Source organism: Candidatus Villigracilis vicinus (genome assembly GCF_016702885.1).
Taxonomy (GTDB): domain Bacteria; phylum Chloroflexota; class Anaerolineae; order Anaerolineales; family Villigracilaceae; genus Villigracilis; species Villigracilis vicinus.
Genome location: NZ_JADJDD010000006.1, coordinates 197,336 through 222,510, shown reverse-complemented (window position 1 = coordinate 222,510; position 25,175 = coordinate 197,336). Strand labels below are relative to the sequence as shown.

Sequence of the window (25,175 nt, the reverse complement as noted above, 5' to 3'; positions counted from 1 at the left end):
AAGTTGACATCCCCCACCAGTTTCTGGCGCGGCTTGCCGGTCTTCTGGCTAATAACCGGGGTACCATCAGGGTTGAGCATTGGGATGCCATTGATGCCTACATCGATCACAGCCGCGCCGGGTTTGATCCAATCCCCGCGTACCATTTCAGCACGCCCAATGGCGGCAATGATAATATCGGCATCACGCAAAACAGCCGGGATATCCTTCGTCTTCGAGTGGACAACAGTGACCGTGGCATTTTCTTTTATCAGGAGCAACGCTGCAGGCATACCAACAATATTGGAGCGCCCCAAAACCACAGCATTGGCACCTGCGATCTTTACACCGGCTTCTTTGAGAAGGTAGATACATCCATACGGCGTGCAAGGAACGAACAAAGGTTCGCGTCCCTTTTGCGCCAGCCGCCCAAGGTTGATCGGTGAAAAACCATCCACATCTTTCTCAATACTGATAAGCTGCAGAATACGCTCTTCATCTAAATGATCCGGCAAAGGCAACTGCACAAGAATACCGTGAACCTTCGGGTCGGCATTCAATTGCTTGATAAGTTTCTCGAGGTCATCCTGGGTGATATCTGCAGGAACAGGGTGATGAAAGGATGTCATTCCCAATTCTGCACATGCCTTTTGCTTCATGCTGACATACGTCGCCGAGTCGATCCGCTCTCCCACCAAAACAGTTGCCAACCCCGGCTGCGACTTTCCCGCCGCGAGTCGTTTGGCTACTTTTTCCTTTACTTCATCGCGCACCTTCTGCGCAATAGCGGTTCCATCAATTAACTGAGCTGTCATTGGGTCTGCTCCTTTTGTTTTGAATTTATCAATAAAATTATAAAGTCAGTCTGAAATTACAAGAAGTGACATTTGTAATAACAAGTCTTCTATACATGTTGAGCAGGGAAATATCTTTCATACTTGTGTTGCACAAATACTAAAAAGGCGGGAATAAAAACCAATAATTGCGGCACAAGGAATAAACGCGCCTCCGAAATCACACTGCCTATCAGGTGGATCATAAACCAGACCGGGATCAATGTGATAAAAAAACGCTTCAAAACCGGCATCCAATCCTTATACATCAACATGCCAACCAGGGGCGCAAAACTAAAAAAGCGAACTACAAGTTCAAAAGAAGATAGCGTCAGATTATAGGATAGTAATGGAAGTCCTGGCTGATATCCATAAGGGATGAATAACTCACGATCGGGATACAAAGCACGCAAAGCAAGAAAAACCCCCACCCACACAACAAGTGACAATAAGATTAAAAAAACTTTCGAGCGCTGGTCCTTAATCCTAGGTAGCGTAGTAATTGCAAGAAATGGGATCAATCCACTCGTCTCGCGATTCATGGCTGCAGCAACCATCAGCACGGGCAGCCATACAAAGAGGTCCTTCAAGATCAACAGAACCGCAGCAAGATAAAAAATCACATCAAAATAGGTATTGAACGAAAGATCACTCTGATGGAAAGAATTGAGCATGGAGCCGGTTACGAAAAGAATCCCAACCAATGCAACCAGTTTTGAAAAGCCAATTTTTTGGAAATATACATAAACAAAGCCAAAGATCACAGCATTCTGGATCAGCCGCAAAGCCAAAAACACCGCAAAATACCCTTGACCGAGTCCGAGGGAAGCGGACAGGCGCACCGCCCCTTCGATCAGCCATTCTGCAAAAACCCGGTACTGCCAGGGATTCAATGCCGTGCCGGTCATTACTGCCATATGACGCCCTTCCTGAATTTCAAGGCGTCCTTTAATCTCAGGGTTTTCAAACTGTGTATATACCGTGTAAACGGTCAGCAGGGACAAGACCAGAACAACAACCAGCCGCCTTGATTTTGAATCGCCCATCCATTGATACAGGTTGAAGAAAACAAAAAGCGCAAACCCCAAACAACCAATACACAGCAGAATAATAAGTATGTAATACCAAGTTGGTGTGGCACTTTTCTTTTTTACAACAAAGGGAGCGTCAGCCAGTACAGACGAGGTCTCTTCATCATCCCACAATACTGTCGCGCTTGCCTGACCATCTGGAGGAAAAATGGTTAGAGTGGCATGCTCGCCGATCCTGCCTTCCCAATACAGTTCTCCTTGTGCATTCGCCGAAAGAAAATACTTATCAGCATCCGATGCCCACTCGCTGGAAAAAACAAATTCCTTATTGGAAAACGTCTCCTCATTAAAACGCAGCCAAACACCTTTAAGCTGAAGTGTTCCTTTATTCTCTTCAGGTTTAAGGGTGATCTTAATTCGGCTGACAGGTTGGAACAATGGAGATGCAGGGTAATGCGGGATCGGTGCAAAACACGGACTAAATAAAACAGAAATGAATAAACTAAAGCCAAGAGACTTAAGCGCACGAGTAAGATCATTCGAGAACTGCTTTGCGATGAGGAATTTCAAGATCGAAAAGACAAGTGTTGCCAAAACGATTGTAAAACCAAGTGCAACAACGCCACGTTTGAAACTCAACCCGTAAGATTGAAAATAATTGATATACCCCAACAGGACCAGACTAAATGAAACCATCAATGCAATACTGGCTATTACCAGATTGTATTTAATATCCCCTGCGATCATCCTTTGCTTCAAAGGATATCTCCCTGAACAAGACCATCTGTAGCAGCAAGCAGCATCACATCATCTACTTCATTCCAACGAGGAGAAGCGGCTATTGCAGATACTCGCAAATAATTGCCCGTCCAGCCTTCCATGCGCCAACCGTATTCGCCGTACTCCGTAGTCGACTCCCATAATACGGACATGGTCTGCCCGATGAATTTTTCACGATAAGATGTTGTCGACTCCTCGATTGCCGCCTGCAGGATGCGATTCCGCCTCTTGCCAACCTCGAGCTTGATCTGCCCCTTCATCCTCGCTGCCCCGGTGCCGGGGCGCGGCGAATAGGTAAAAACGTGCCCGCCAGAGAAGTTCATCTCACGTACAAAATTCAAAGTCTCGGAAAACTCTTCGTCCGTTTCACCGGGGAATCCAGCAATGAGATCGGTCGTAATGGCAACATCCGGCATGATACTTCGGGCAGCTTGAACCAACCCACGGAAAGAGTCGGGGGTGGTCTTGCGAGCCATCCGCTTCAGGGTAGAGTCGCTGCCAGATTGCAGCGGCAGGTGCAGGTGAGGCATGAGGCGCTTGTCATTCCACAAAGAGAAGAAGTCTGCATCCAAGTCCCAAGGTTCAAGAGAAGAGAGTCGCAGGCGTTTAACATCCGTTTCGCACAAAAGCGCATTGACCAGGTCGCGCAGATGCTGAGCGCCGAGATCCTGCCCCCACGAACCGAGGTGTACGCCGGTTAAGACGATCTCTTTCGAGCCGCCAGCCAGCGCCGCGTTAACATCGGCAATTACATCGCCAAGCAGACGGGAACGCCCTTCCCCGCGCGCAATGGTGGTAACGCAGAATGTACATTTGTTGTCACACCCATCCTGCACTTTTATGAAGGCGCGTGTGCGTCGGTGCAGACCAGGAATGGGGATACGATCCATCGGCTCCTTCTCAAAAGATTCCATGGGCAAACCAAGGACTTCTGGAACGAGCAGGTCTTTTTTATCATTTGCAACTACATGTCTGACGTTCGGCAATGCCGCCGCTTCATTTGGTTGGATCGAGGTCCAGCAACCGGTGGCGACGATCTCATTAACCCCCGCACGGGCAATCGTTCGGATCTTACCGCGTGAATCAGACGCCGCTTGCGTGGTGACTGCACAGGTATTGACCACAGCCATGTCGGCATGTTCGGCTGCAGCAACGATCTCATGCCCGGCGGCACGAAATTGCCGTGACATGGATTCGATCTCCGCTTGATTCAAACGACAGCCGATGGTATCGAGAAATATCTTCATGGAAATAATAAGGATGCGGTATGTCTTGGTACGAACAAAGCTTTATCAGCTTCTCAAAGGAATCAATTTAAACTAGGGTTGCAGCACCACGAAATTATCAAAGATCACATCAACCCCGGGTTCACCGAAGGTGCCAGCCAGCAAGCCCACATCGCCGGCGGGCAGGGTGGCATCCTGCACCTGCGCGAGTTGAAACCCATTCACGTAAAACGTGAGTGTGGTTCCGGCGCAATCTGCACGGAGATGATTGACCGCAACACCTTTGTTGATGTTGGCTGAGAATTGCATTTCAGGCTGACCAAGCAGGGAAGCCTGCCCATCTTTGAAAAGCCCCATGCTATAAAACCCATCGCTTGTGATGAGAAAGAAGTAATAATCCTTGCCGTTATAGCGGCAAAGCACGCCGATGCGATTCTCATCGGGTCCTGCCATCTTGCCGGTATCCACTTCGATGCGCACATCGGCAAAACTACGCCGCGGGGTTGCCCAGAAATTCGTCTGCAACGCATTGACGAGGACGCGGTACCCGCCCGAGTAATAATCCATCACCCCTTCAGTGACCATCAGGCGGTCCCACCCGGTGGCGGTTTGTGCAAAATCATCTTGAAAAAGAACCGAGCCGGAAGGCTGCGCTGCCGCGGGAGCTTGTGTATTCTGCGCCGCAGGAGTGCCTGCGCATGCCGTCAACAAAAATATCGAAACGAACAACAAAGAGAAGGAACGATTCATGGGCGTGATTTTATCATTGAAAATATTTGTCCAATAACTGACGGGCGGTTTCCCTATAAACACCAGCACCTTCCGCATCACGCACATAGGTCAACGAGTTGAAAGCGGCTGCGCGATTGCCCTCGGCAAGGAAGGTGATCGCCAGATGAAGATGAGCAGAATACAGCTGCGGCTCAAGTTCGATCGCAAGATTCAAAGTTTCTTCCGCGTTCGCATATCGGCCGGTGGAGAGATAGGCATACCCCAACACATCCAATGCAGCAGGGTCGTTCGGGGCAAGCACCAGCGCTTGTTGCGCTGCTTGCATTCCCAACGTTTCCACCTGTACATTATTGTCCACGCAAAACAGCGCCAACAGCCGCCAATATTCTGCTTCGGTTGGGGCAAGCTCCACCGCACGTTGATATGCCATCAGCGCCTCCACCAGGTCGCCAAGCTTCATATACGCTTCGCCAATGCTTGCCTGCCAGCGCGGATTCTGTGGTTCGTTCCGCGCCGCGAGCAGATATTCCGCGAGCATTTGTTCATATTTTCCCTGACGACTCCAATACAGACCGCGCAACGCGCGCACATTGACAGAGCTACGGTCAAGCGACAAGGCTTTGTCGAGTTCCACGCTTCCATCCCCACCGGTTTGTTGCTTTGCCTCTCCAAGCCATGCCCACGCCTCGGCATTTTTTTCATCGAGTTGAAGCGCCTGTTCAAATGCTGCCTGTGCCAGCTCCCAGTCTTGAACCAATCCAAATGTCTGACCAACAACAACCAATTTCATGGATGGGTCACTTAACTGACTGGAAACCGCCAGAGCGGTGCGAAGGGCTTGGGCGGCAGAGTCAACTTCGGGGTTAAGTGCCGAGGCGCGCGTCAATTCGGGCAAGGCAGCATCAGGAGCATACAAGGTCAACAGCAAACCCAGTCGATATGCAGTGAAAGCATCCGACGGATCCAAGCGGGCTTGTTCCGTAAGGGCGCGCATTTCCGAGTCCCACTTTTTTTGAGTACGATAGGTGAAGGCAAGCAGGCTGTACAACTCGGCAGAGTCATATTGATTTACGCCTTCGCCGCATACCGATAAGGCGGAATCCAACTCACCGAGTTGCAGATGGGCGCTGCAAAACCAATACCAGCCTTCTTCCGAGAGAGTTGCCTGTTTCTGAAAATATGGGATTGCCTCTGAAAAATTACCGGCTTTGACAGCATTGATCCCTGCCTGCTCATATAACCCCTGCTGCCAGAAGAAAAATTTCGCCGTTTGGGCATATGCTTGAGATGCCGCCGCGAAATCGCCTTCTTTTTTTGCATCTTCAGCCCGTTTCAGATTGGAATAGCCGGTAAAAAGTATCGGAAAGATAATGAAAATGGCAAGAATCGCGCCAACCCAATACAGATTTGCCTTTTGTCGCAACATAATTTCAATTCTACGCTATATTACAGAACTGGCAGTATAATCACGACCGCATGAACGATTTCATTCAATTAGTGCTGACTCAACTCACTGTCCCACCTGGAGACCTCATCTATTACATCGTGTTGGTGTTCGTAATAGCCAGCGCGTTGCAATCGGCGTTTAATCATTGGCGGGCAAGCGAGTTTCCACAGGCACGTCGGGCTTTCATCGGTCTGATCGTACTGTTGGGCGCACAAATTTTCATGTTTCTATTCAGCGGGTTGGGGTGGCAGGAAATAGTGGATCCCAAAGCAGTTCTGCCACCGACCGACCGCGCTTTTATGGTGTTCAGTATCATTTGGATCACCTGGCTCTATGCCTTTCCTGAGCCAAACCGCAAAGCAGATGCCGCCGCGACTCTGCTTAGTATGTTCATTATCACCGCATTAGGTTTGAGCTTAATCTCCTGGCAACAGCAGATTGCTGACCCTTCTGCGGCAACCCTCAGCTACAACCTGACCGTTGATGACCTGATTTGGCAGTCTGTTTCGCTGGTTATGGCTTTGCTTGGCATGGCAGTACTCTTCATCCGCAAGCCGGATGGGATGTGGTATGGCATTATCCTGATGTTTCTGGGTTTTCTCGGACATGCCGGTCAATTGTTAACGCAGTTGGAAGGCGATTTTTCAGGCATCGTGCGCCTCGCATATATTGCGGCATATCCCATTCTGCTGACCCTACCCCAACGCTTCTCAACTATTTCCATTAATGAACCGGCGATACCGGTCAAGCCAACCATTCTGAAACAGGACACGGTTGGGCGTCCTGAACGAAGAAGGTACAGCACAGACCCGAAAACATTCCATGCCTTGCTGGCAGTGGCAGCCGAAAACAACTCCACTAAAATGAGTCAGGCAATCACCCGCGCCATTGCACAGACAATGCTTGCCGACCTGTGTTTCATGATCTATCTAACCGATAACAATAACCAGATGGTCTTTGCTGGCGGCTACGACTTGATTCGCGAAGACAGCCTGGAGGGCGGGTCGCTTTCAAAGAATGCCATCCCCATGCTGGCAAATTCGATCCAACGCGGGCGTCCCTTGCGCCTGCCTTCCAGCAGTACTTCTGCCGATATTAAAGGCTTGGGCGATATTCTGGGGCTGACCAACCCTGGTCACTTGCTCTATGTCCCTATCCTCACACAGGAGAAAGAAACGCTGGGCGGCATTCTCCTGCTTTCCCCCTACTCCGACCGAACATGGAGCGCCGAAGATCAAGCGTTCCTTTCGAATATCGCTTCATCTTTGGTGCCGATCATTCAACGCAATCAAAGAATCACCAAGTTGGAAACTCAAAATGATATGGCACGTGCCCAAGTGGCAGACTTGGAAGGACGTATCCGCGACTTGAACAGCCAGGTGGAAGCGGCGCGCACCGAGGTGGAAAAGAACAAGTCTGGTGATGTAGCTTCCTTAAGAGCCGCACAGGAAGAATCACAAAGCATCATCACACAACTGCAACAAGAAAATGCCGAACTGCGTTCAACCAAGAACCTGCCTTCTGCACAGGCAGAAAATGAATTAAAAGCGACCCTGCAAGAAGTGGTGATCCTTCAAACCCAGTTGGCAGAATCCCGGATGAAACTGCTCGAATCAGAAAAGGGGCAGATCGCCACCAAGAGCACGGAACAGGCAGAAGTGATCGCTTCGATTTCACAAGAACTACGCCAGCCGCTTTCATCCATTGTTGGCTACACAGACCTGTTGCTTGGTGAGTCAGTGGGGATACTTGGCGCATTGCAAAGAAAGTTCGTAGACCGTATCAAGGTCTCCACGGAGCGCATCCGCAGCCTGACAGATGACATGATCCAAATCACAACTCTGGCAACCGACCTAAATGATCTCAAACCTGAATCCATTGATATAAATTCGATCATCGACAATGCCATGTCGTACACCAGTTCACAGATCCGCGAAAAGAACATCTCCATTCATCTTGAACTGCCAAAATCACTTTCGTCCATTCAAGCCGATCGTGAGGCGCTTCAACAGATTGTCATTCATTTACTGCAAAATGCCGGGGCTGCCACTCCATTCGAAGGGGCGATCAAGCTCAAGGTTCAGACACGCAGCGAAGATGGGATGGAATACATCCTGATCCAAGTCACAGACCGGGGCGGCGGAATTGCATCCGAAGATCTGCCGCGCGTCTTTACCCGCCTGTACCGTGCAGATAATGTGCTTATTCAGGGCGTGGGAGACACAGGCGTAGGGCTCTCCATCGCAAGGTCATTGACCGAAGCACAGCATGGACGTATTTGGGTCGAGAGTGAAATGGGGGTTGGCGCGACCTTTAGCGTACTTTTGCCCATCTCCGCCGACAAGCTGGCAGAGAAACAAAAAAGGAAGTAGGGGATGCGAGACGTGCGCGAACTTGGGAACGCGCTTATTGCGGCGACCCTTTCGATCGGGTTGACGCTTGGTGCGCTATCCATTTCCCTTGTTGGCTTTATCCCGGAAGAAGCGCCGATACCTACTCAAATTGTTTTAGAATCGCCAATCCCGGTCACTGCCACACAAACCTTTCTGCCAACCATCACACCTCTCATTCAGGTGGATACCCTTACTCCAACCGCAACCAATACTATTGTCCCGCCTACCAACTGCCCGCCGCCCGCCGGATGGGTTGCCATCGTTGTGCAAATTGGCGAAACATTAGACAGCCTGGCCATACGTTATGGCACAAGCAAAGATATTTTGAAAGGCGGGAACTGCCTTGTAGTGGAAAGCCTTGTTGCAGGTAAGAACTTCTACGTCCCCCCCGCACCCACTGCCACCATCCCTGTCTGTGTGAAAGGCGCCTCTGGCTGGATCAATAACTATACTGTTCAACGGGGAGATACCTTCTTTAACATCGCGCCGCGCTATGGCATACAGGCAAAGACCATTCAATCTGTAAATTGCCACCCAAGCGACCTGATCTACCCCGGCGATATTCTTTGGGTGCCAAACATCCCTACATTGACGCCCACCTTTACACCGCAGCCCGGTATTACCTATACAGTTGTCCCCAACCTAACCGAACCATTCACACAAACCGTGCTGCCTTTCACTGCCACCTACCTTCCAACTCAAACGTTGGTGCCTCCCACCGCCACCGCCATCCCAACCCAAACCGGCAGTCCGACGGCAATACAAACTTCTACGCCTTAAGCGCGTCAGCCCCCGGCATAATCCAGATCCATAGATGAAAATATCCCGCCTCTTTGCTTTCAGCGCCAATCTGGCAGTTTTAATTACTGCGTGCGGGGCGCCAGCCACCCCGCCACAAGCCCCGTTGCCCTTCATCCTCATCACTTCAGCACCAAATGCTTCACCTACGCCAACCCCATTTCAACCTTCGCTGGCAACCCCAACTCAGCCCTTAATTTACCAAAACAACTCAAACCCCACAGCTCAGCTTTTTCTGCCGACGGAAACGCCCATCCCAACCGCTTCGCCTCAAGCCTCGCCGACAGCGACAGCCCTCATTGAACAGTTATTCCCAAACCAGGCAGCCCCCCCGCCCGAACCCGCCAACGCAAGTGACATCACCCCTCCGCCTCTGCTAACCAGTAACGAGACGGTAAATTTTCTGCTTGTCGGCTCAGACCGCAGACCTGCGGGCACATCACACCGCACCGATACGATCCTGATCGCCATCGTCTGGTACCGCGAAGGGCAGGTTTCGCTCATTTCCATTCCACGTGATACCTGGCTTTACATCCCAACTGTCGGGATGCAGCGTATCAACACAGCCTACCAAAGCGGAGAAGCCGGCGGGTATGCTGGCGGCGGTATGGGATTATTGAAAGACACCATTCTGCAAAATTTCGGCATCCGTATCGATCATACTGCCATGGTCGAATTCGACGGCTTCCGCCGCATGGTAGACACATTGGGCGGAATCGATGTTCCCATCTCCTGCCCATATACCGACTGGCGGTTGATCTCTCCTGGTCTCGACGAGAACGACGAGAACAACTGGTGGCTATACACTGTTGGACCTGGTCAAGTTCATATGGACGGCGATCTGGCACTTTGGTACGCCCGCTCACGTTCCAAATCCAGCGATTTTGACCGCGGACGCCGCCAGCAGGAAGTCATCCGTACCATCTTCCAAAAAGCCCTGCAAACCGGCACCTTTGGCAAAGTTCCCCAACTGTATAACGATTTCTCCAGCACCGTCATTACCGACATGGGACTGGGTGATATGCTCAGCCTGACACCGTACACAGTCAACTTCACCAACGCGAATATTCGCAGTTATTACATCCGCCCGCCTTACGTCCTCCCATGGACGACCCCCGGCGGCGCTGCTGTGCTGCTCCCCCAGGAAGATGTACTGCAACAAATGCTTGTAGAAGCCACCACGCTTTCAACTTATGCTGTAGCACGTGAGAGCATCACAGTGGAAGTGCAAAACGGCTCATACTTTGACACAATGGAAACTCTGGCTGCCTCACGCCTGAACTACGCCGGATACGAAACTGTCACCAGCCCGGCAGATAAACGCGACTACACTAATACAGTCCTCGTCGATTACACCACCAGCCAGGACCCCAACCAGAGACAGACGATCATCAATGTGCTGGGAACCTACAACGCCAACGTCCTTGCCCTCCCTGACCCAAACAGCAAGGTGCAATACCGTGTCATTATTGGCGCGAACTATGAAGCCTGCTTCCAACCCGAAGACCTAACGCATTAATCCTTGCAAAAGAAACGAGGCTCGGCTATAATCCCGTCGCTTCGTTGGGTGCATAGCTCAGTTGGTTAGAGCACTACTATCACACAGTAGGGGTCCGGGGTTCGAGTCCCTGTGCGCCCACCAGCAAACCGCCTTTTAAAAGGCGGTTTTTTTATTCTTTAGCAACAAGCATAAAAGATAATAGAACTATCAGAATCTCTCAAAGAAGCCGAAAAATCTGCAACACTCTTTTATAATGAATGAGTATGACATCCCGCACCAACGAAACTTGGCTCAACGACTTACGCAGCACTGGCGCTATCCATGAGGAAGCCCTCGCCGACCTTCGCACGATCATCCAAAAGGGTCTGCCGTATGCCCTTTCCCGCTGGTTATCCTCAGATGACCCACTTTTTCCGCCCTTGGTGGAAGAAGTCACTCAGGAAACCCTGCTGCGTGTTTTAGACCAGTTGGATACCTTTGAAGGAAGAAGTCTCTTCACTACCTGGGTACACAAGATCGCCATTCGTATTGCCCTGACCGAACTTCGTCGCAAACGCTGGCGCGACGCCTCACTCGACGAATTGACCGAGAACGAAGACGCCCCCCCGCCACCCGGCTTACTTGCCGACCCCCATGCGTCCCCCGAAACCTCGGCAGAGCGCAAGGATATGATCACCCGCGTCCGCCGCATTTTAGAGGAAGAGTTGACTCCCAAGCAGCGGGAAGCGCTCGTCATGCTCGGCTTGCAGGATGTTCCGATGGAAGAAGCCGCCAAGCGCATGAAGACCAACCGTAATGCGCTATACAAGTTATTGCATGATGCCCGGTTGCGCCTCAAAAAACGCCTTGCGCTCGAAGAACTCTCTCCACAAGATGTGCTGCTCGCCTTCGAACAAAAATAGTAAGATTAACTTTATATTAATCGTCACAATTTTAGAATGAGCCTAGAAAAATTCCCCAACCCCTCCGAAGATCAACCCATCGCTGCCCAGCAGATCAGCGATGAAATGGTGCTGCGCTTCCTTCAAGTCCTCGAACAGGTACGTGAAGAAGACCTGTCTTGCAGTGACCTGTATGCCCGGCTGGATGAATTCGTGGAAGCTGAGATCCGGGAAGGCAAGGATACCTCCAAGATAACGCCTCTCATTCATGAGCATCTAGACATGTGCTCCGATTGTTGTGATGAATACGAGGCGCTGCTTTCAGCGGTGGAAAATACGCAGGACGATATAGAAGATAAAAAAAATTGACGGGCATATGCCCGTCAATTTTTTTTTATTCGTGGAATAATTTCTCTCCAGCACGAATCGCCGCTTTAAGCCTGTTCTCAGCCGGTGTGATCGGGCAGGACCACATTTCATTGTAGGCACAGTAGGGGTTGTAGGCAAGGTTGAAGTCAATAAAGAAGCGCCCGCCCGGTAAAGGATCCGGCTCGAGATAACGACCCGCCGGGTAGGTCTCCGTTCCGGATAAAGAATCCACAAAAGGCAGGAAGAACCCATGCTCACTACGGTAAATGGTCAGTTCCACTGTCTGCCCTTCAACAGGGAAAGAAAACCTGCCGAACTTCTCGTAATGCTGTACGCCGCCAGTGGATGTCTGCATGTCGAAACCTTCTTTGATGGGAAATTCCTCCACCAGGGCTTCAAAACGCAAGGCATCATTTTCAGGGAAATATTTCAACCCATGAAATTGCTTCTTCTGCTCGCGAGTTAAAGGACTTTGCGGATGGCTGCCAAAGAACCCATCCTTCTCTGCTCGAAACGCATCTAATTCGGTCATAGTACCTCCAATAATCGGTTCTACTGCATAGACAGGCAGCTGAAACGATTTCTTACAAAGGCATCATAAAATTTATACGCCCTTGCAAATTCCCATCCTTTATGCTATTTTTAGCACATAGAGGACGAATGAACCCCAAACAAAAAACAGTCATGATCATTGAAGACGAAGCAGATGCTGCCGAATTATTTTCGGAAATGATGCGCATTAATGGGTTTCGCGTCATCAAAATGTTTTCAAGCGCGCCCGCCATCCCGATCATTTCCCAGGAAAAACCGGATGTGATCCTGTTGGATGTCATGATGCCTGATATTTCAGGGCTTGAGGTCTTGCGATATATCCGCCGCGAACCTGAGCTTGCTTCCATTCCAGTCATTATCCTCTCTGCTAAAAGCATGCCAGGCGATATCAAGACCGGTTTCGAAGCTGGCGCATCCATGTATCTCACCAAACCGGTTGGCTTTCTCGATCTCAAACAGGCTGTGGAGCAAGTCCTTCATACCACCAAGGAATGAACCAGATTCGTACCTTTATTGCCCTTGACCTGCCGCCAGCCGTCCAAGAGTCGATAGAAAAACAAACCAAACACCTGCGCCAGACTTTGGGGGACGATGTCATCCGTTGGGTTCCCATTCATAATTTACATTTGACATTAAGATTCCTTGGGGTTACGCCCACTTCTCATCTAGAATTCCTAAAGCAAACTCTTACTCAAGCCGCTGCAACCTGCTCACAGTTTGACCTTCAGATCGGCGGGCTCGGCTCCTTCCCTACCCCCAAACGACCACGTGTGATCTGGGTTGGGCTCCACGCCCCAGCCGGGTTAAACTCCATGCAGCAGAAGATCGAAGAAAGTGCGGTCCGCCTCGGATATGAAAAAGAAGAACGCCCTTTCTCACCGCATCTCACTCTGGGGCGTGTCCGTCAGGGAATTCCCTCCCAAGATCTTCAAAAAATCAGCAATACTCTAATGTCAATTCAACTTGGCAATATTGGCATAGCCAGAGTAGACTCTATTCATCTTTACCAAAGCGACCTGCACGCGGACGGGTCTGTCTATACGAAACTATTCTCCGCCCCTTTGAGGTGAACCCTGAATGCACTAAATCTTGCTCGTGACATCGTTGACGCCCTGGAAGACAAGAAGGGCGAAGACATCGTCCTGATGGATATAAAAGAAATAGCATCCTTTACCGATTACTTCGTCATTTGCACCGGTACCAGTGACCGCATGCTTGACGCGCTTGCCAACAGCGCCATTGACGACATTCGTAAGAAACACAAAAGAAAAGGAAAGAAACAAGGTAATTCGCGTGACGGCTGGGTTGTAGTGGATTTTGGCGACGTGGTCGTCCACTTATTCTCGCCAGATCAACGCGGCTACTACCAGATCGAAGAACTTTGGGAAGAGGGGAAAGTTCTGGTGAGATTGCAATAAAAAACATCACTTAGCTTGAAATAAATAGAACGCGTGCCTGGGCACGCGTTCTATTTATTTCAAGAAGTCAAATTAATGCTTGAATTGTTCCTCTTCGGTGGAGCCTTTGATCGCTCCTGTAGAAACTTCGCCGCCACTGACGGTGGTCTGGACTGCATCAAAATAACCTGCGCCCACGAATGCCTGGTGTTTGACAGCACGGAAGCCCATGGTCTTTTCCATTTCAAATTCGCGTTCCTGCACTTTGACGAAGGCTGTCATCCCGTTGCGGGCATAGCCATGTGCCAGATCGAACATGCTGGCATTGAGGGTATGGAACCCCGCCAGGGTAATGAACTGGAATTTATAGCCAGCCTCGCCTAATTGATCCTGGAAATCAGCAATCTGTTTGTCATCGAGTTTGCGCTTCCAGTTGAAAGAAGGCGAGCAGTTATATGCCAGCATCTTACCGGGATATTTGGCATGAATGGCTTGGGCAAACTCACGCGCCTCTCCCAGATCGGGCGTGGAGGTTTCGCACCAGATCAGGTCGACATACGGGGCGAATTCAAGCGCACGTGCCACTGCATATTCCAGTCCATTCTTCACAACGAGAAAACCATCGGCAGTACGTTCACCAGTGAGGTGTTCATGGTCTACACGGTCAATATCGCCGCGAATGAGAGTGGCAGACAAGGCATCGGTGCGCCCGATGAAAATGGTGGGAACCCCCATCACGTCGGCGGCGAGACGAGCGGAGATCAATTTTTGGATGAAGTCATGCACAGGCACAAGAACCTTCCCACCCATGTGTCCACACTTCTTCAAAGATGAAAGTTGGTCTTCAAGGTGGATGCCCGCGGCTCCGGCTTCGATCATGGCTTTGATCAACTCAAATGTATTGAGTGCGCCGCCAAAACCTGCTTCTGCATCTGCCACAATGGGAGCAAAGTATTGAACCTCACCATCACGACCTTCCATATGTTGGATCTGATCGGCACGGATGAGCGCGTTATTGATCTTCTTCAAAACGGTGGGAACACTGGTGACCGGGTACAGGCTTTGATCGGGGTACATGGTGAGGGCATCATTGGCGTCGCCCGCCACTTGCCAGCCGCTGAGGTAGATGGACTTCAAACCTGCCTGGACCATTTCCACCGCCTGGTTGCCGGTCAATGCACCCAGAGCGCGGATGAATTTTTCCTCATGCAGTAATTGCCAAAGGCGTTCGGCTCCCATACGTGCCAGGGTGTGGTCATGTTGGAAGGTGCCGCGCAGGCTATCCACTTCTTCGGCGGTATAGGGTCGGTATACGCCTTTCCAACGGGGGTCATCTGCCCATTCTTTCTTTAACTCATCGACGGACTTGGGTTGGTATTTGTGAAACATGATTCTTTTCTCCTCGGTGATCAATCTAATTTTTCATAGGCGGGCAGCGTGAGGAATTCGGAGAACGTGTCGGCGGTGACCAATCCGTCGAATAAGTTGATCGCGTCTTCCATTCTGCTGTTTGCATATGTTTGCAGCCCATATTGGGATTTGATCTTTTCGATCTCTTCTGCCAAAAACTGGCAATACAGATCTATTGAAATTTTGCGTCCGTCTGACAAGGTGGCAGTAGGATGATGAATCCACTGCCAAAGTTGGGCACGACAGATCTCGGCAGTGGCAGCATCTTCCATCAGGTTATGGATGGCGACTGCACCGGAGCCGCGCAGCCAGGCTTCTACATATTGCAAGGCAACATTGATGTTAAGGCGCATGCCTGCTTCGGTGATCTGCCCGTTGGGGATGTTGAAGTTGACCAGGTCTGCAGCGGTGGTAGTGACTTCGGCTCGCATCTTTTCTTTTTGGTGCGGCTTATCGTTCAGCACACTATCGAAAACCTCTTTGGCGGTTGGTACAAGGTCGGGGTGGGCAACCCAGGTACCGTCGAAACCATCATCCGATTCGCGTAATTTATCCTCACGGACTTTGGCAAGCGCGATGTCGTTCACTTCCTTGTCTTTACGACTGGGGATGAAGGCTGCCATACCGCCGATGGCGTGCGCCCCTCGTTTGTGGCAGGTTTTGACCAATAACTCGGTATACGCCCTCATAAAAGGAACGGTCATAGTCACTTGAGCTCGGTCAGGCAGGAGAAAATCGGGGCGTTTGCTGAATTTTTTGATGGTGCTAAAGATGTAGTCCCAACGACCGGCGTTGAGCGCAACGATGTGTTCCCGCAGTTCGTACAAAATTTCGTCCATCTCGAAGGAGGCGAGGATGGTTTCGATGAGAACGGTCACTTTGATGGTGCCGCGCGGGATGCCAAGCTTATCTTGCGCGAAGTTAAAAACATCGTTCCATAATCGTGCCTCGAGATGACTCTCCAATTTGGGCAGGTAGAAATATGGACCCGTGCCGCGCATTCGGAGACGTTCGGCATTGAGAAACAGATATAGTCCAAAGTCGAAAAGCGATGCGGAAATGGGCTTTCCATCCAGAACTACATGCTTTTCTTCCAAATGCCAGCCACGCGGACGTACAAACAACGTCGCAGGGGTTTCATTTAATTTATAGGTTTTTTCGGGAGTGGTGAGGGAAATGTTGCGCTCAATGGCATCGCGCAAGTTGAGGTGCCCCTGAATGAGATTTTCCCAGGTGGGTGCGTTGGCGTCTTCAAAATCCGCCATGAAAACTTTTGCCCCTGAATTGAGTGCGTTGATCGCCATCTTGCGTTCTGGCGGACCTGTGATCTCCACGCGGCGGTCTTGCAGGTCATCTGGGATGGAACCAACTACCCAATCTCCAGTGCGGATGTGTTCTGTTTCCGCCAGAAACATAGGCAACACTCCAGCATCCAACACTTTTTGCCGCTCTATTCGCTTTTGCAGCAACTCACGGCGACGTGAACCAAACTCGCGTTCGAGTTGTTCGACAAATGCAAGTGCTTGAGGTGTCAGCACGTCCTGAAATTCAGGCGTGGTCTTTCCGAGAACGTCCATGCGGGAACCTCCTACGGTCAAGATCAACGGTGAAATATGAACCTTTATAATTATAGAAATGAAATCATCAATACAGTTACAAAATTCACAAATTCTCCCTGACAATCATCCTTCACTGCATACTTGAGTTGACTGACAAATTTAAAAATCATCCACGAAGATTTGTCTTACAAATCTTCGTGGATGATTTAACTTGAAATGTTCGCAAAATTCGAGTTGAATAACATTCCTCCCAACTTTAACTAGGATACACCTGCTTCATTGTCATCAGAGTATGGATTGATGCAAAGTTTCTATATGAAGCCAATTAAGTCGCTTAGCTTGCGGTCTTCAAACTAAATGTAAAGGTACTTCCCTGCCCCTCTCCCACAGACTCTGCCCAGATGCGCCCGCCATGTGCTTCGACAAGGTGCCTGGCGATGGTCAACCCAATGCCAGAGCCGCCGCCTGCATTACGCGAACGGGATTTATCCACCCGATAAAAACGTGTGAACAGATTCGTAAGGTGCTCGGCGGGAATTCCTATCCCGCTATCTTTCACTGAGATTTGAATTTCATTTTCGCGACGCACAGCCGAGACGACAACCTCCCCCCCTTCGGGGGTGTATTGAATGGCATTCGCTGCCAGGTTAACCAGCACCTGTGTGATGCGGTCTTCATCAGCAAGGACAGGCTCAAGGTCAGCGGGCAGGTCTGAGCGCAGGCTGATGCGCTTCGCCGTCGCTTGTGGAGAAAGTCGCTTGAGAAGGGTCTGCACAAGTGAAGAAACGGTAATTGGGCGGACATCCAAGGAATAGGCTTTGGATTCGACACGGCTTAACTCTTGCAAGTCATCCACCAGGCGTGAAAGCCGGTCGGCTTCGTGGTGGATCTGGTCAAACGTTTCGGCACTTGCGGGCAACACGCCATCAACAAGCCCTTCCATGTACCCTTTTATGGAAGTAAGCGGTGTGCGCAATTCATGGGTCACATCGCCAATAAGCTGGCGACGCATGGTTTCAACTTGTTCGAGCTGTGAAGCCATTTGGTTAAAGCGCGCTGCCAGTTGGGCGATCTCATCAGAACCGGAGGAATGCACGCGTTCATCGTAATGCCCTGCTGAGATACGTTGACTGGCAGACATCATGGCTTGCACCGGCGAAACAATATTGCGAGTGAGCAACCAACTGACGATCACTGCCACAATTGCTGCAGCAACCACAGCAACGAACAGGGCTTCGTTGAAGGACGCCTGGAAGTTTTCGTAAAAATCTGCCATCATGCCGCGCCCCTGACCTTGTCCTTGCCCCTGACCTTGTCCTTGCCCCATCATTGTGCCAAAACCGGAAGAGCCCATTTGCTCTTCCATATATGCCAGGTGCCGCGCATAGGCGCGCGGTGTTGCCAGCCGGGTTGTAACCCAGATCACAGAGACCCCCACCAGCAATACAGCCAGATAGGAAAGGAAAAGCTTCAACCCAAGGCGGGAGCGGATGTAGTTCATAAAGTCCTCAATGATTTATAACGGTTCATCGTCAAAACGATAACCAACACCACGGACAGTGGTGATGAATTCTTCACTGCCAAGTTTCTGGCGCACATGCCCGAGGTGAACATCCACCACACGCATTTCGCCGAAATATTCGCCGCCCCAAACCTTCTCCAACAGCTGCTCACGAGAAAGGACCCGCCCGTGATTCTCGGCAAGCGCGTGCAATAATTCAAATTCTATCGATGTTAATTCGACCGGTTCATTATTCACATGAACAGTGTGCGCGCCAAGATCCAAATGGACATGCTTAAAAGAGAGCACGCCTCTTTCGCCGCCGGAGCCTGCCCCAATTTGCAGACGCCTCAGCGCCGCCTTGACCCTTGCCACCAACTCACGCGGGCTGAAAGGCTTGGTGACATAATCATCTGCACCAACAGACAACCCAACGATCTTATCCGTCTCTTCGGTTCGGGCGGTCAGCATGATGACATACACTTCCGATTCACGGCGTAAACGCGAGAGCAGTTCAATTCCATCCATGCCTGGAAGCATCAGATCCAAGATGATCAGATCTGGTTTGAATGCACGGGCGGCTTTCAGCCCGGCGTTGCCGTCGGCAGCGATAAACACTTCATAACCTTCGGGCTTGAGATAAGCGCTCACCAGATTGGTAATAGAGGGTTCATCGTCAATTACGAGAATTTTTGTCATTGGGTAATTTTACCTTTATATATTTACAATAAATATTTACAGGCAATATGGTACCGGGGGTGCAATAATTTCAATTAAACCTTTTGTAAAGATTTGATAAAGAAAGCCGCTTTCGCATTGACGCCCCTGTTTTCAATGAGTAACATCTCGCCACGCAAGGTGATAATTTCCAAATTCCATGGCAATTGTCACCTATCTATTTGAAAAGAGGCAGCTCATGCAAAAATATCTAAAAACCGTTCTTACCATTGCACTGACAGTGGTCATCACGATCATTGTTTTCATTCTGCTAATGCCGGTCATTGGACCACGCTTTATGCACCCGCTCATGTCTGGCAATATGCCCATGCACAGCAATAATGCGGCTCCCAGCGGGCTGGATTATTCCACCGAACACGCCTCAGAAAATGGACAATTCAAGGTCTCATTTACCAGTGAAACACCCATCGTCATCAACAAAATGCACTCCTGGACCCTGCACGTTGAAACTGCAGACGGTCAACCAGTTGAAAATGCCACCATCCTCGTAGATGGTGGAATGCCGCAACATGGTCATGGCTTGCCGACTGCTCCTCAAGTAACAGAGTACCTCGGAAATGGCGACTATCGGGTCGAAGGCATGAAGTTTCAAATGGGCGGCTGGTGGGAAGTCCGCTTCGATATCACTGCTGGTAACCTAAATGACACCGTTACCTTCAACTTAACGTTGGAAGGATAAGCATGTCTGAGCGAAATAAAATTCTGGCGGGGTTCGCTCTTCTTGCCGTTCTTATCATTGGCGGTCTTTCATATATTCTTTCCCGCCCCACATGGACAGACACCGAACTCACCACACTACGCACACTGTGGATCGGAAGTCTGCCTCCACTTACTCCTGACCCATCCAATCAATACGGCGATGATGCCCGGGCAGCTGAGTTTGGCAAGCAACTTTTCTTCGATACCCGCTTCAGCTCGAACGGAGAAGTTGCATGCGCCACCTGCCACATCCCTGAAAAAGGATTTCAAGATGGGCTGCCCCTTGCGCAAGGTGTTGGCACCACCAACCGCCGCGCCATGCCGATTGCAGGTACCGCGTACAGCCCGTGGATGTTCTGGGACGGGCGCAAGGACAGCCAATGGGCACAGGCTTTAGGTCCCTTGGAAAGCCCGGTGGAACATGGCGGCAGCCGAACGCAATATGCCCACTTGATCGATGAGAATTATCGCAGCGAATATGAAGCGATCTTCGGTGAACTGCCCGATCTTTCAGACAGAACCCGCTTCCCCGAGGCAGCCGGTCCGGTGGATGATCCAACTGTCCGTGCGGCGTGGGAGGCGATGAGTCCTGCAGACCAGAAAACGGTCACACAGATCTATGTCAACATGGGCAAAGCGATCGCCGCATACGAACGTCTAATTATGCCGGGCGAATCTCGTTTCGACATCTATGTGCAAGCCGCACTTGAGAATGACAAAAAGACCATGAACAGCACGTTGACCACGGAGGAGCTTGAGGGCTTAAGGCTTTTCATCGGCGAGGCAAACTGCACACGCTGTCATAATGACCCGCTTTTTACTGATAACTCGTTTCATAATACGGGCGTCCCCGCTGTAGAAAATTTGCCGGAAGATACCGGACGCACACAAGGCGCACAAAAAGTTCTTACAGATGAATTCAACTGTCTAAGTTCGTACAGTGACGCCAAACCTGACCAATGCTCCGAATTGAACTTCATGGTCGCAGAAGGCGAAGAGCTGGAACGCGCCTTCAAAGTGCCAAGCCTGCGAAATGTGACATCGCGCGCGCCGTACATGCATGCCGGTCAATTCACTACGCTGGAGGCGGTTCTCAATCACTACAACACCGCCCCCGCCGCACCGACGGGTCACAGTGAATTGGAAGTATTAAATCTAAGCGAAAGACAGATCAAATCCATCATTGCCTTTTTGTACACATTAAACAGCGACATCTCTGCACCATAAGCGAATTCACTACAGAGTAAACGAAGAACACAGAGGCTTTCGATTTTTCCTCTGTGTTCTTCGTGCTTTCTATGATGAATTTGAAATTCCCTATGGTTTGACCTTATCCACCTCGGCTTGTAGGGCGGTCTTGAGCGTTTCAAAGTCCAACCCGTTGGCGGAGGCATAGTCTTTGACCTTCATAGCGGGGTCAGGCATGGATGTGCCAATGAGCGTTTCGACGGTTTCTTTGGGAACGCCCCAGGTCATCAGATCACCAAAAGTGGTTTTACCTTTGACAACATATTCAGATTCTTCAGAGACCGGAGTTTCCACCACCGCAGGTTCTGCAACAACAGCAGTTTCATTTACGGTCACAGTGTGAGTTTCCAGATAGGTGACCTGCTCCGGCGTGAGGTTGCCTTCAGCCAGCAGAATATCTGTGGCAGCTTGCGGCAAGACCGTTTCTTCGGCGGTCAAGTCGAAGGGCAGTCCGGTATAAAACGCGACGAACATGCGTACAGAGTTGGTACCGATCTCAAATCCGCTATCCAGGTATAGGGCTTCGAGTTCCTTCACTGCAAATGCCGCGGGGGTATCCGTTGCAATGCCGAAAGCTTGTGCAAGGATCTCAGGGGTCACATCAAACGAGTTGGCGATATCGCCAAAGGTATATGAGCCGCGAATGTCTGCCGGATTTGCCAGCCCTGCAAATTCACCTTCGGTGAAAGTCGCCGGTTCCTTGGTGGACTCTGTTGCCCACCACCCCATAACAGATGAAATTGCAATTCCACCGAACAAGAACACGAACAAAAACACAGCCAATGGTTTAGAAGTCAGTATCATTTCACACCTCCGCTGGTGAACAGGACGGTCTTGGCAACCGGGCAAATGGCTTCGGATGTACATTCCAAACAGGAGATACATTGATGATCGCGTACGGTCTTGACCGTATCCACAGGAATATTCATCGGGCACATGATCGAACAGGCGCCATCAGCCTTACAAGTCGCTTCAGCGCGTTTGATGGAGAACACGCGGAAGAGGTTTGTAATTCCCAACACCGCTCCGTACGGACAGGCATACTTACACCAGGGTCGTTCGACAAAGACCGAAAGGACCAGTGTCACACCCAGAATGGCGTGCGCACTCCAGGCAACCTCTGTGCTCCAAAAATTGAAGAGGGCAAAGTATGGGTCGTATGCTTCAAAGATCAGGCTGCCGCTTGTGGCAGTGACGTACAACACCCAGATCAAAACAACATAACGCATATAACGTAAAACGTTATCCAACTTGGTTGGGACAAAGTGATTGAAACGGCGCTTGAAAAACTTCTTGCCGATCTTGCTCACCCATTCCTGCACTGTGCCCAAAGGGCAGACCCAGCCGCAGAAGACCGGTCCGAACAGAATGGACAGGATCAACACGATGCCAGCCAGAACTAATGAAGAGTCATGGATCTTCTGAACGAACAACCCGCTTGCCAGGTAGGTGTAAAGCGTTTCCACCCCGCCAAAAGGACAGACGCCATGTAGAGAAGCCGACGCCAAAAAGGGAAGTCCTCCGCCGCTTTCAACCAGAGAATGATTGAAAACGATGAGTGCGATCAAAAGAAAGAAGAACCATTGCACCACACGCCGGATCCAGATCGTGTGTGGGCGAAACAACCGAATGCGTTTACCGAACAGTGTAACCATAATGAGCCTCCAAAAATTGAACTGTTCGTAGTGTAGTTTTTGTTCTTACAGAGTCTTCAAAGTCTTTGTAAAGGTTCGGTAAAGAAGAAATGACGGCTATAATGACGCCCATCTATGTCATCCAAACTTTCACCCATCTGGGACGTGATCATCATCGGCGGCGGAGCGGCAGGTTTCTTCGCCGCCATTCGTTGCGCCGAACAAAACCCCGACCTACGCGTACTCATCCTTGAAAAAGCCAGTCAAACGCTTGGCAAGGTACTCATCTCCGGCGGCGGGCGCTGCAATGTAACGCATGCCTGCTTCGAGCCAGCCAAACTCATCAGCTACTATCCACGCGGGGGCAATGAATTGCGCGGCGCGTTCACTCGTTTTCAACCCAAAGACACAGTCGAGTGGTTCGAGGCACGCAACGTAAAACTAAAAACAGAAAGTGACGGGCGTATGTTTCCCGTCACCGATGACTCAAATACCATTGCCGACTGTCTGCGCGACTCTGCCAAGCAAGCAGGGGTGCGGGTCGAGTTGGGTGCATCCGTTTTGAGCGTGGAGAAAAATCCGCAGGGCGGTTTCAAGCTTGAGGCCCAGATGGAGGCGAAAATTTTTCTTCTTCAAACCAAAAAAATAATGTTCGCTACGGGCGGCGATCGTAAGTCGCAAAGCCTCATCCAGAAAATTGGGCACACGATCGTCCCGCAAGTGCCGTCACTGTTCACGTTCAATATCAAAGACAAACGCATCAACGATCTCGCAGGTGTGGCAGTGGAAGACGTAACCGTGAAAATGGATGGGCTCACTGCGCGCGGTCCGCTGCTTATCACCCACTGGGGCATGAGTGGACCCGCCGTATTGAGACTCTCTGCCTGGGGTGCGCGCATTTTGTTTGACAAGAACTACGCTTCGACCTTAACCGTGAATTGGCTCGACGACTATAAGCTGGATACAACGTTGGAAGTGTTACAGCGCAACAAAGATTGGCAGGAGAATGCACGTAAAAAAATTGCAGCACACTCTGCATTCTCACAAATCCCGATCCGACTATGGAAACAATTGGTCTATTTCATCGGCGAGAAAAATTGGGGGATGTTTCCAAAACGGAGATTCAAAAACTGGCGCAAGAGTTGACTGCGGGCGAATATAAAATTCAAGGCAAGGGACAGTTCAAAGATGAGTTCGTCACCTGCGGCGGCGTAAGTTTAAAAGAAGTCGACTTCAAGACCATGCAAAGCCGCGTAGTAAATGGTCTGTTTTTTCGGCGGTGAAGTGTTGGATATTGACGGCATCACCGGCGGGTTTAATTTTCAAGCGGCATGGACAACGGGTTGGCTGGCAGGTAGTGCGATGAGTGGATAAATCAAAGAGGCGATTGCTTTCGCAATCGCCTCTTTGATTTATTATATTACTTCAAGTATTTATCAAGGAAGGAAATCACAAGTTGAACGTTCTCTTCAGTTTCAAACTGTGAACCACCATGCCCTGCACCATCAAGGGAGCTATAGGTGACATTATCCGCACCGATGACAGCCGTGAGAGCATCAGCCAGGTTTTTGTTTTGAACAGGAGGGATATTGCAATCTGCCGTGCCGTTCTGAATAAAGAAAGGTGCATCGTCAGGGGTGATGTAGTTCATCGGGTTGGTCAGGGCAACTTTTTCGGGCACTGTCTGGATCGCTGCACCAATCAGTGTAGATTCAGGTGAGCTGGCATCATCGGTGCTCGCTGAACAGCCTGCTTCGGTCAATTGTTCCTGCATCTTCAGGAAGTCGATCGGTCCAAACCAATCCACCACGGCTTGCACACAACTGGATTGATCGTTATTCCCAAGGTCGCCTTCAAGTTCTTCCACCCCGCAAGTTGTTCCCAACAGAGAGACAAGGTTTCCACCCGCCGAAGCACCCCATGCGCCGAATTTATCAGCGTTAAGATTATATGTTGCTGCATTCGCGCGCAGGAAGCGGACTGCCGCTTTGGCGTCGTGAATTTGTGCGGGATATTGGGCTTCACCGCTCAGCCGATAGTTGATACTCGCCACAGCATAACCAGCAGCGAGAAGCTGATCCACTCCGGTGAGACCCGCTCCATCTGCCTTGTCGCCAAACATGAATCCGCCGCCGTGCACCATGATCACAACCGGGAAAGGTCCTGTGCCTTCGGGGATATATAAGTCCAACTTTTGCGTTTCTGAAACCGAGGCGTAGGCAAGATCCGCATGGGTCGGTGAAACGGAAGTAAACGTGCCGGAGCCGCCAGGCATAACGGACAAGCCGCCCCCACAAGCAGATAGGCTGAGGGCAAGTACCACCGACAGGACAACAAAAGAAAACAGTTTGTAATTCATCTTAATCTCCATATTTTTTTTATGTAACTGCTCAGGCATTTTGTTTTACGCCATATTCGGCGGACTGAAGTCCTGCCTCAGTTCGTGAAAGTCCGCTGAAGCGGACTA

24 protein-coding genes, 1 tRNA gene and 1 pseudogene are annotated in these 25,175 nt (G+C 50.5%); 13 read left to right on the top strand and 13 right to left on the bottom strand.

From position 1 onward, the window contains the following. The 5 genes from IPG80_RS07025 to IPG80_RS07005 form a co-directional block, all read right to left on the bottom strand. Window positions 1-794: bifunctional 5,10-methylenetetrahydrofolate dehydrogenase/5,10-methenyltetrahydrofolate cyclohydrolase (locus IPG80_RS07025; protein ID WP_345104379.1), on the bottom strand; the 794-nt coding region annotated here is incomplete at its 3' end. 89 nt (window positions 795-883) lie between these two features. Beyond that, window positions 884-2,602 (bottom strand): hypothetical protein, encoded by a 1,719-nt coding sequence (locus IPG80_RS07020; RefSeq protein ID WP_345104377.1) that lies wholly within the window; start codon window positions 2,600-2,602, stop codon window positions 884-886. Beyond that, the gene (gene mtaB / locus IPG80_RS07015; RefSeq protein WP_345104374.1) at window positions 2,599-3,870 is read right to left on the bottom strand and encodes a tRNA (N(6)-L-threonylcarbamoyladenosine(37)-C(2))-methylthiotransferase MtaB; all 1,272 of its coding nucleotides are present in this window, start codon (window positions 3,868-3,870) and stop codon (window positions 2,599-2,601) included. The genes IPG80_RS07020 and mtaB overlap by 4 nt, the downstream gene beginning before the upstream one ends. Before the next feature lie 72 nt (window positions 3,871-3,942). Then, entirely contained in the window at window positions 3,943-4,599 is a 657-nt protein-coding gene (locus IPG80_RS07010; RefSeq protein WP_345104371.1) for a hypothetical protein, read from the bottom strand. A 13-nt stretch (window positions 4,600-4,612) separates the two neighbouring features. After that, window positions 4,613-6,007, bottom strand: coding sequence for a tetratricopeptide repeat protein (locus IPG80_RS07005; RefSeq protein ID WP_345104366.1), 1,395 nt, complete (start codon window positions 6,005-6,007; stop codon window positions 4,613-4,615). Between the two features lie 50 nt (window positions 6,008-6,057). Here IPG80_RS07005 and IPG80_RS07000 point away from each other — a divergent pair, with 50 nt between their 5' ends. The 6 genes from IPG80_RS07000 (at window position 6,058) to IPG80_RS06975 (ending at window position 11,970) form a co-directional block, all read left to right on the top strand. Further along, entirely contained in the window at window positions 6,058-8,400 is a 2,343-nt protein-coding gene (locus tag IPG80_RS07000; RefSeq protein ID WP_345104363.1) for an ATP-binding protein, read from the top strand. A gap of 3 nt (window positions 8,401-8,403) precedes the next feature. Next, window positions 8,404-9,201, top strand: coding sequence for a LysM peptidoglycan-binding domain-containing protein (locus IPG80_RS06995; protein WP_345104360.1), 798 nt, complete (start codon window positions 8,404-8,406; stop codon window positions 9,199-9,201). Between the two features lie 34 nt (window positions 9,202-9,235). Continuing rightward, window positions 9,236-10,738 carry an LCP family protein gene (locus IPG80_RS06990; RefSeq protein ID WP_345104357.1) on the top strand — a complete coding sequence of 501 codons (1,503 nt, stop codon included), beginning with the start codon at window positions 9,236-9,238 and terminating at the stop codon, window positions 10,736-10,738. 46 nt (window positions 10,739-10,784) lie between these two features. Then, window positions 10,785-10,861 (top strand) — tRNA-Val (locus IPG80_RS06985). A gap of 122 nt (window positions 10,862-10,983) precedes the next feature. Beyond that, window positions 10,984-11,622, top strand: a complete 639-nt coding sequence (locus IPG80_RS06980; protein ID WP_345104354.1) for an RNA polymerase sigma factor — start codon at window positions 10,984-10,986, stop codon at window positions 11,620-11,622. Window positions 11,623-11,658: 36 nt separating this feature from the next. Continuing rightward, window positions 11,659-11,970: a hypothetical protein gene (locus IPG80_RS06975; RefSeq protein WP_345104352.1), complete on the top strand. Its 312-nt coding sequence runs from the start codon at window positions 11,659-11,661 to the stop codon at window positions 11,968-11,970. A 25-nt stretch (window positions 11,971-11,995) separates the two neighbouring features. Here IPG80_RS06975 and IPG80_RS06970 read toward each other — a convergent pair whose 3' ends face one another. Continuing rightward, on the bottom strand, window positions 11,996-12,502 hold the full coding sequence (locus tag IPG80_RS06970; protein WP_345104349.1) for a DUF1684 domain-containing protein: 507 nt from the start codon (window positions 12,500-12,502) through the stop codon (window positions 11,996-11,998). 128 nt (window positions 12,503-12,630) lie between these two features. On the opposite strand from IPG80_RS06970, the gene IPG80_RS06965 reads away from it, so the two are divergent. Genes IPG80_RS06965 through rsfS form a run of 3 tightly spaced genes read left to right on the top strand, consistent with a single transcriptional unit; the run spans window position 12,631 to window position 13,940 of the window. Next, complete coding sequence (locus IPG80_RS06965) at window positions 12,631-13,017, top strand: response regulator (protein WP_345104347.1); 387 nt, start codon at window positions 12,631-12,633, stop codon at window positions 13,015-13,017. Next, window positions 13,014-13,592, top strand: a complete 579-nt coding sequence (gene thpR, locus IPG80_RS06960) for an RNA 2',3'-cyclic phosphodiesterase (RefSeq protein ID WP_345104344.1) — start codon at window positions 13,014-13,016, stop codon at window positions 13,590-13,592. The genes IPG80_RS06965 and thpR overlap by 4 nt, the downstream gene beginning before the upstream one ends. Before the next feature lie 3 nt (window positions 13,593-13,595). Beyond that, entirely contained in the window at window positions 13,596-13,940 is a 345-nt protein-coding gene (rsfS, locus tag IPG80_RS06955; protein ID WP_345104384.1) for a ribosome silencing factor, read from the top strand. A gap of 72 nt (window positions 13,941-14,012) precedes the next feature. On the opposite strand, the gene aceA is transcribed toward rsfS, so the two are convergent. The 4 genes from aceA to IPG80_RS06935 form a co-directional block, all read right to left on the bottom strand. Continuing rightward, window positions 14,013-15,308, bottom strand: a complete 1,296-nt coding sequence (aceA, locus tag IPG80_RS06950) for an isocitrate lyase (protein WP_345104342.1) — start codon at window positions 15,306-15,308, stop codon at window positions 14,013-14,015. Between the two features lie 20 nt (window positions 15,309-15,328). Continuing rightward, on the bottom strand, window positions 15,329-16,906 hold the full coding sequence (gene aceB, locus IPG80_RS06945) for a malate synthase A (RefSeq protein ID WP_345104340.1): 1,578 nt from the start codon (window positions 16,904-16,906) through the stop codon (window positions 15,329-15,331). A 316-nt stretch (window positions 16,907-17,222) separates the two neighbouring features. Then, window positions 17,223-18,389, bottom strand: coding sequence for an ATP-binding protein (locus IPG80_RS06940; protein WP_345104337.1), 1,167 nt, complete (start codon window positions 18,387-18,389; stop codon window positions 17,223-17,225). Window positions 18,390-18,404: 15 nt separating this feature from the next. Further along, window positions 18,405-19,088: a response regulator transcription factor gene (locus IPG80_RS06935; protein ID WP_345104335.1), complete on the bottom strand. Its 684-nt coding sequence runs from the start codon at window positions 19,086-19,088 to the stop codon at window positions 18,405-18,407. A gap of 178 nt (window positions 19,089-19,266) precedes the next feature. Between IPG80_RS06935 and IPG80_RS06930 the strand changes: the two genes are divergently transcribed. Beyond that, on the top strand, window positions 19,267-19,806 hold the full coding sequence (locus tag IPG80_RS06930; RefSeq protein ID WP_345104333.1) for a FixH family protein: 540 nt from the start codon (window positions 19,267-19,269) through the stop codon (window positions 19,804-19,806). A 2-nt stretch (window positions 19,807-19,808) separates the two neighbouring features. Continuing rightward, complete coding sequence (locus IPG80_RS06925; RefSeq protein ID WP_345104331.1) at window positions 19,809-21,053, top strand: cytochrome c peroxidase; 1,245 nt, start codon at window positions 19,809-19,811, stop codon at window positions 21,051-21,053. A 90-nt stretch (window positions 21,054-21,143) separates the two neighbouring features. On the opposite strand, the gene IPG80_RS06920 is transcribed toward IPG80_RS06925, so the two are convergent. Together IPG80_RS06920 and IPG80_RS06915 are read right to left on the bottom strand one after the other, a co-directional pair. Beyond that, the gene (locus IPG80_RS06920; protein ID WP_345104329.1) at window positions 21,144-21,878 is read right to left on the bottom strand and encodes a hypothetical protein; all 735 of its coding nucleotides are present in this window, start codon (window positions 21,876-21,878) and stop codon (window positions 21,144-21,146) included. After that, window positions 21,875-22,729, bottom strand: coding sequence for a 4Fe-4S binding protein (locus tag IPG80_RS06915; RefSeq protein ID WP_345104326.1), 855 nt, complete (start codon window positions 22,727-22,729; stop codon window positions 21,875-21,877). Before IPG80_RS06915 ends, IPG80_RS06920 begins: the two co-directional genes overlap by 4 nt. A 114-nt stretch (window positions 22,730-22,843) precedes the next feature. On the opposite strand from IPG80_RS06915, the pseudogene IPG80_RS06910 reads away from it, so the two are divergent. Next, window positions 22,844-23,991 (top strand): annotated as a pseudogene (locus IPG80_RS06910) (aminoacetone oxidase family FAD-binding enzyme). Then, window positions 23,969-24,082, top strand: a complete 114-nt coding sequence (locus IPG80_RS06905; protein ID WP_345104323.1) for an NAD(P)/FAD-dependent oxidoreductase — start codon at window positions 23,969-23,971, stop codon at window positions 24,080-24,082. Before IPG80_RS06910 ends, IPG80_RS06905 begins: the two are co-directional and overlap by 23 nt. Window positions 24,083-24,128: 46 nt before the next feature. Here IPG80_RS06905 and IPG80_RS06900 read toward each other — a convergent pair whose 3' ends face one another. Then, on the bottom strand, window positions 24,129-25,067 hold the full coding sequence (locus IPG80_RS06900; RefSeq protein WP_345104320.1) for an alpha/beta hydrolase: 939 nt from the start codon (window positions 25,065-25,067) through the stop codon (window positions 24,129-24,131). Between the last annotated feature and the right edge of the window lie 108 nt (window positions 25,068-25,175).

Excerpts from the sequence above, each read along its gene's own strand:
- IPG80_RS06965 (WP_345104347.1), top strand. The coding sequence starts at position 12,631 with ATGAACCCCAAACAAAAAACAGTCATGATCATTGAAGACGAAGCAGAT.
- IPG80_RS06975 (WP_345104352.1), top strand. The coding sequence starts at position 11,659 with ATGAGCCTAGAAAAATTCCCCAACCCCTCCGAAGATCAACCCATCGCT.
- aceA (WP_345104342.1), bottom strand. The coding sequence starts at position 15,308 with ATGTTTCACAAATACCAACCCAAGTCCGTCGATGAGTTAAAGAAAGAA.
- mtaB (WP_345104374.1), bottom strand. The coding sequence starts at position 3,870 with ATGAAGATATTTCTCGATACCATCGGCTGTCGTTTGAATCAAGCGGAG.
- IPG80_RS06990 (WP_345104357.1), top strand. The coding sequence starts at position 9,236 with ATGAAAATATCCCGCCTCTTTGCTTTCAGCGCCAATCTGGCAGTTTTA.
- IPG80_RS07000 (WP_345104363.1), top strand. The coding sequence starts at position 6,058 with ATGAACGATTTCATTCAATTAGTGCTGACTCAACTCACTGTCCCACCT.
- IPG80_RS06925 (WP_345104331.1), top strand. The coding sequence starts at position 19,809 with ATGTCTGAGCGAAATAAAATTCTGGCGGGGTTCGCTCTTCTTGCCGTT.
- IPG80_RS06980 (WP_345104354.1), top strand. The coding sequence starts at position 10,984 with ATGACATCCCGCACCAACGAAACTTGGCTCAACGACTTACGCAGCACT.
- IPG80_RS06905 (WP_345104323.1), top strand. The coding sequence starts at position 23,969 with ATGGTCTGTTTTTTCGGCGGTGAAGTGTTGGATATTGACGGCATCACC.
- IPG80_RS06970 (WP_345104349.1), bottom strand. The coding sequence starts at position 12,502 with ATGACCGAATTAGATGCGTTTCGAGCAGAGAAGGATGGGTTCTTTGGC.
- IPG80_RS06940 (WP_345104337.1), bottom strand. The coding sequence starts at position 18,389 with ATGAACTACATCCGCTCCCGCCTTGGGTTGAAGCTTTTCCTTTCCTAT.
- IPG80_RS06915 (WP_345104326.1), bottom strand. The coding sequence starts at position 22,729 with ATGGTTACACTGTTCGGTAAACGCATTCGGTTGTTTCGCCCACACACG.
- IPG80_RS06920 (WP_345104329.1), bottom strand. The coding sequence starts at position 21,878 with ATGATACTGACTTCTAAACCATTGGCTGTGTTTTTGTTCGTGTTCTTG.
- IPG80_RS06900 (WP_345104320.1), bottom strand. The coding sequence starts at position 25,067 with ATGAATTACAAACTGTTTTCTTTTGTTGTCCTGTCGGTGGTACTTGCC.
- IPG80_RS06930 (WP_345104333.1), top strand. The coding sequence starts at position 19,267 with ATGGCAATTGTCACCTATCTATTTGAAAAGAGGCAGCTCATGCAAAAA.
- thpR (WP_345104344.1), top strand. The coding sequence starts at position 13,014 with ATGAACCAGATTCGTACCTTTATTGCCCTTGACCTGCCGCCAGCCGTC.
- IPG80_RS07005 (WP_345104366.1), bottom strand. The coding sequence starts at position 6,007 with ATGTTGCGACAAAAGGCAAATCTGTATTGGGTTGGCGCGATTCTTGCC.
- IPG80_RS06995 (WP_345104360.1), top strand. The coding sequence starts at position 8,404 with ATGCGAGACGTGCGCGAACTTGGGAACGCGCTTATTGCGGCGACCCTT.
- IPG80_RS06935 (WP_345104335.1), bottom strand. The coding sequence starts at position 19,088 with ATGACAAAAATTCTCGTAATTGACGATGAACCCTCTATTACCAATCTG.
- aceB (WP_345104340.1), bottom strand. The coding sequence starts at position 16,906 with ATGGACGTTCTCGGAAAGACCACGCCTGAATTTCAGGACGTGCTGACA.
- IPG80_RS07010 (WP_345104371.1), bottom strand. The coding sequence starts at position 4,599 with ATGAATCGTTCCTTCTCTTTGTTGTTCGTTTCGATATTTTTGTTGACG.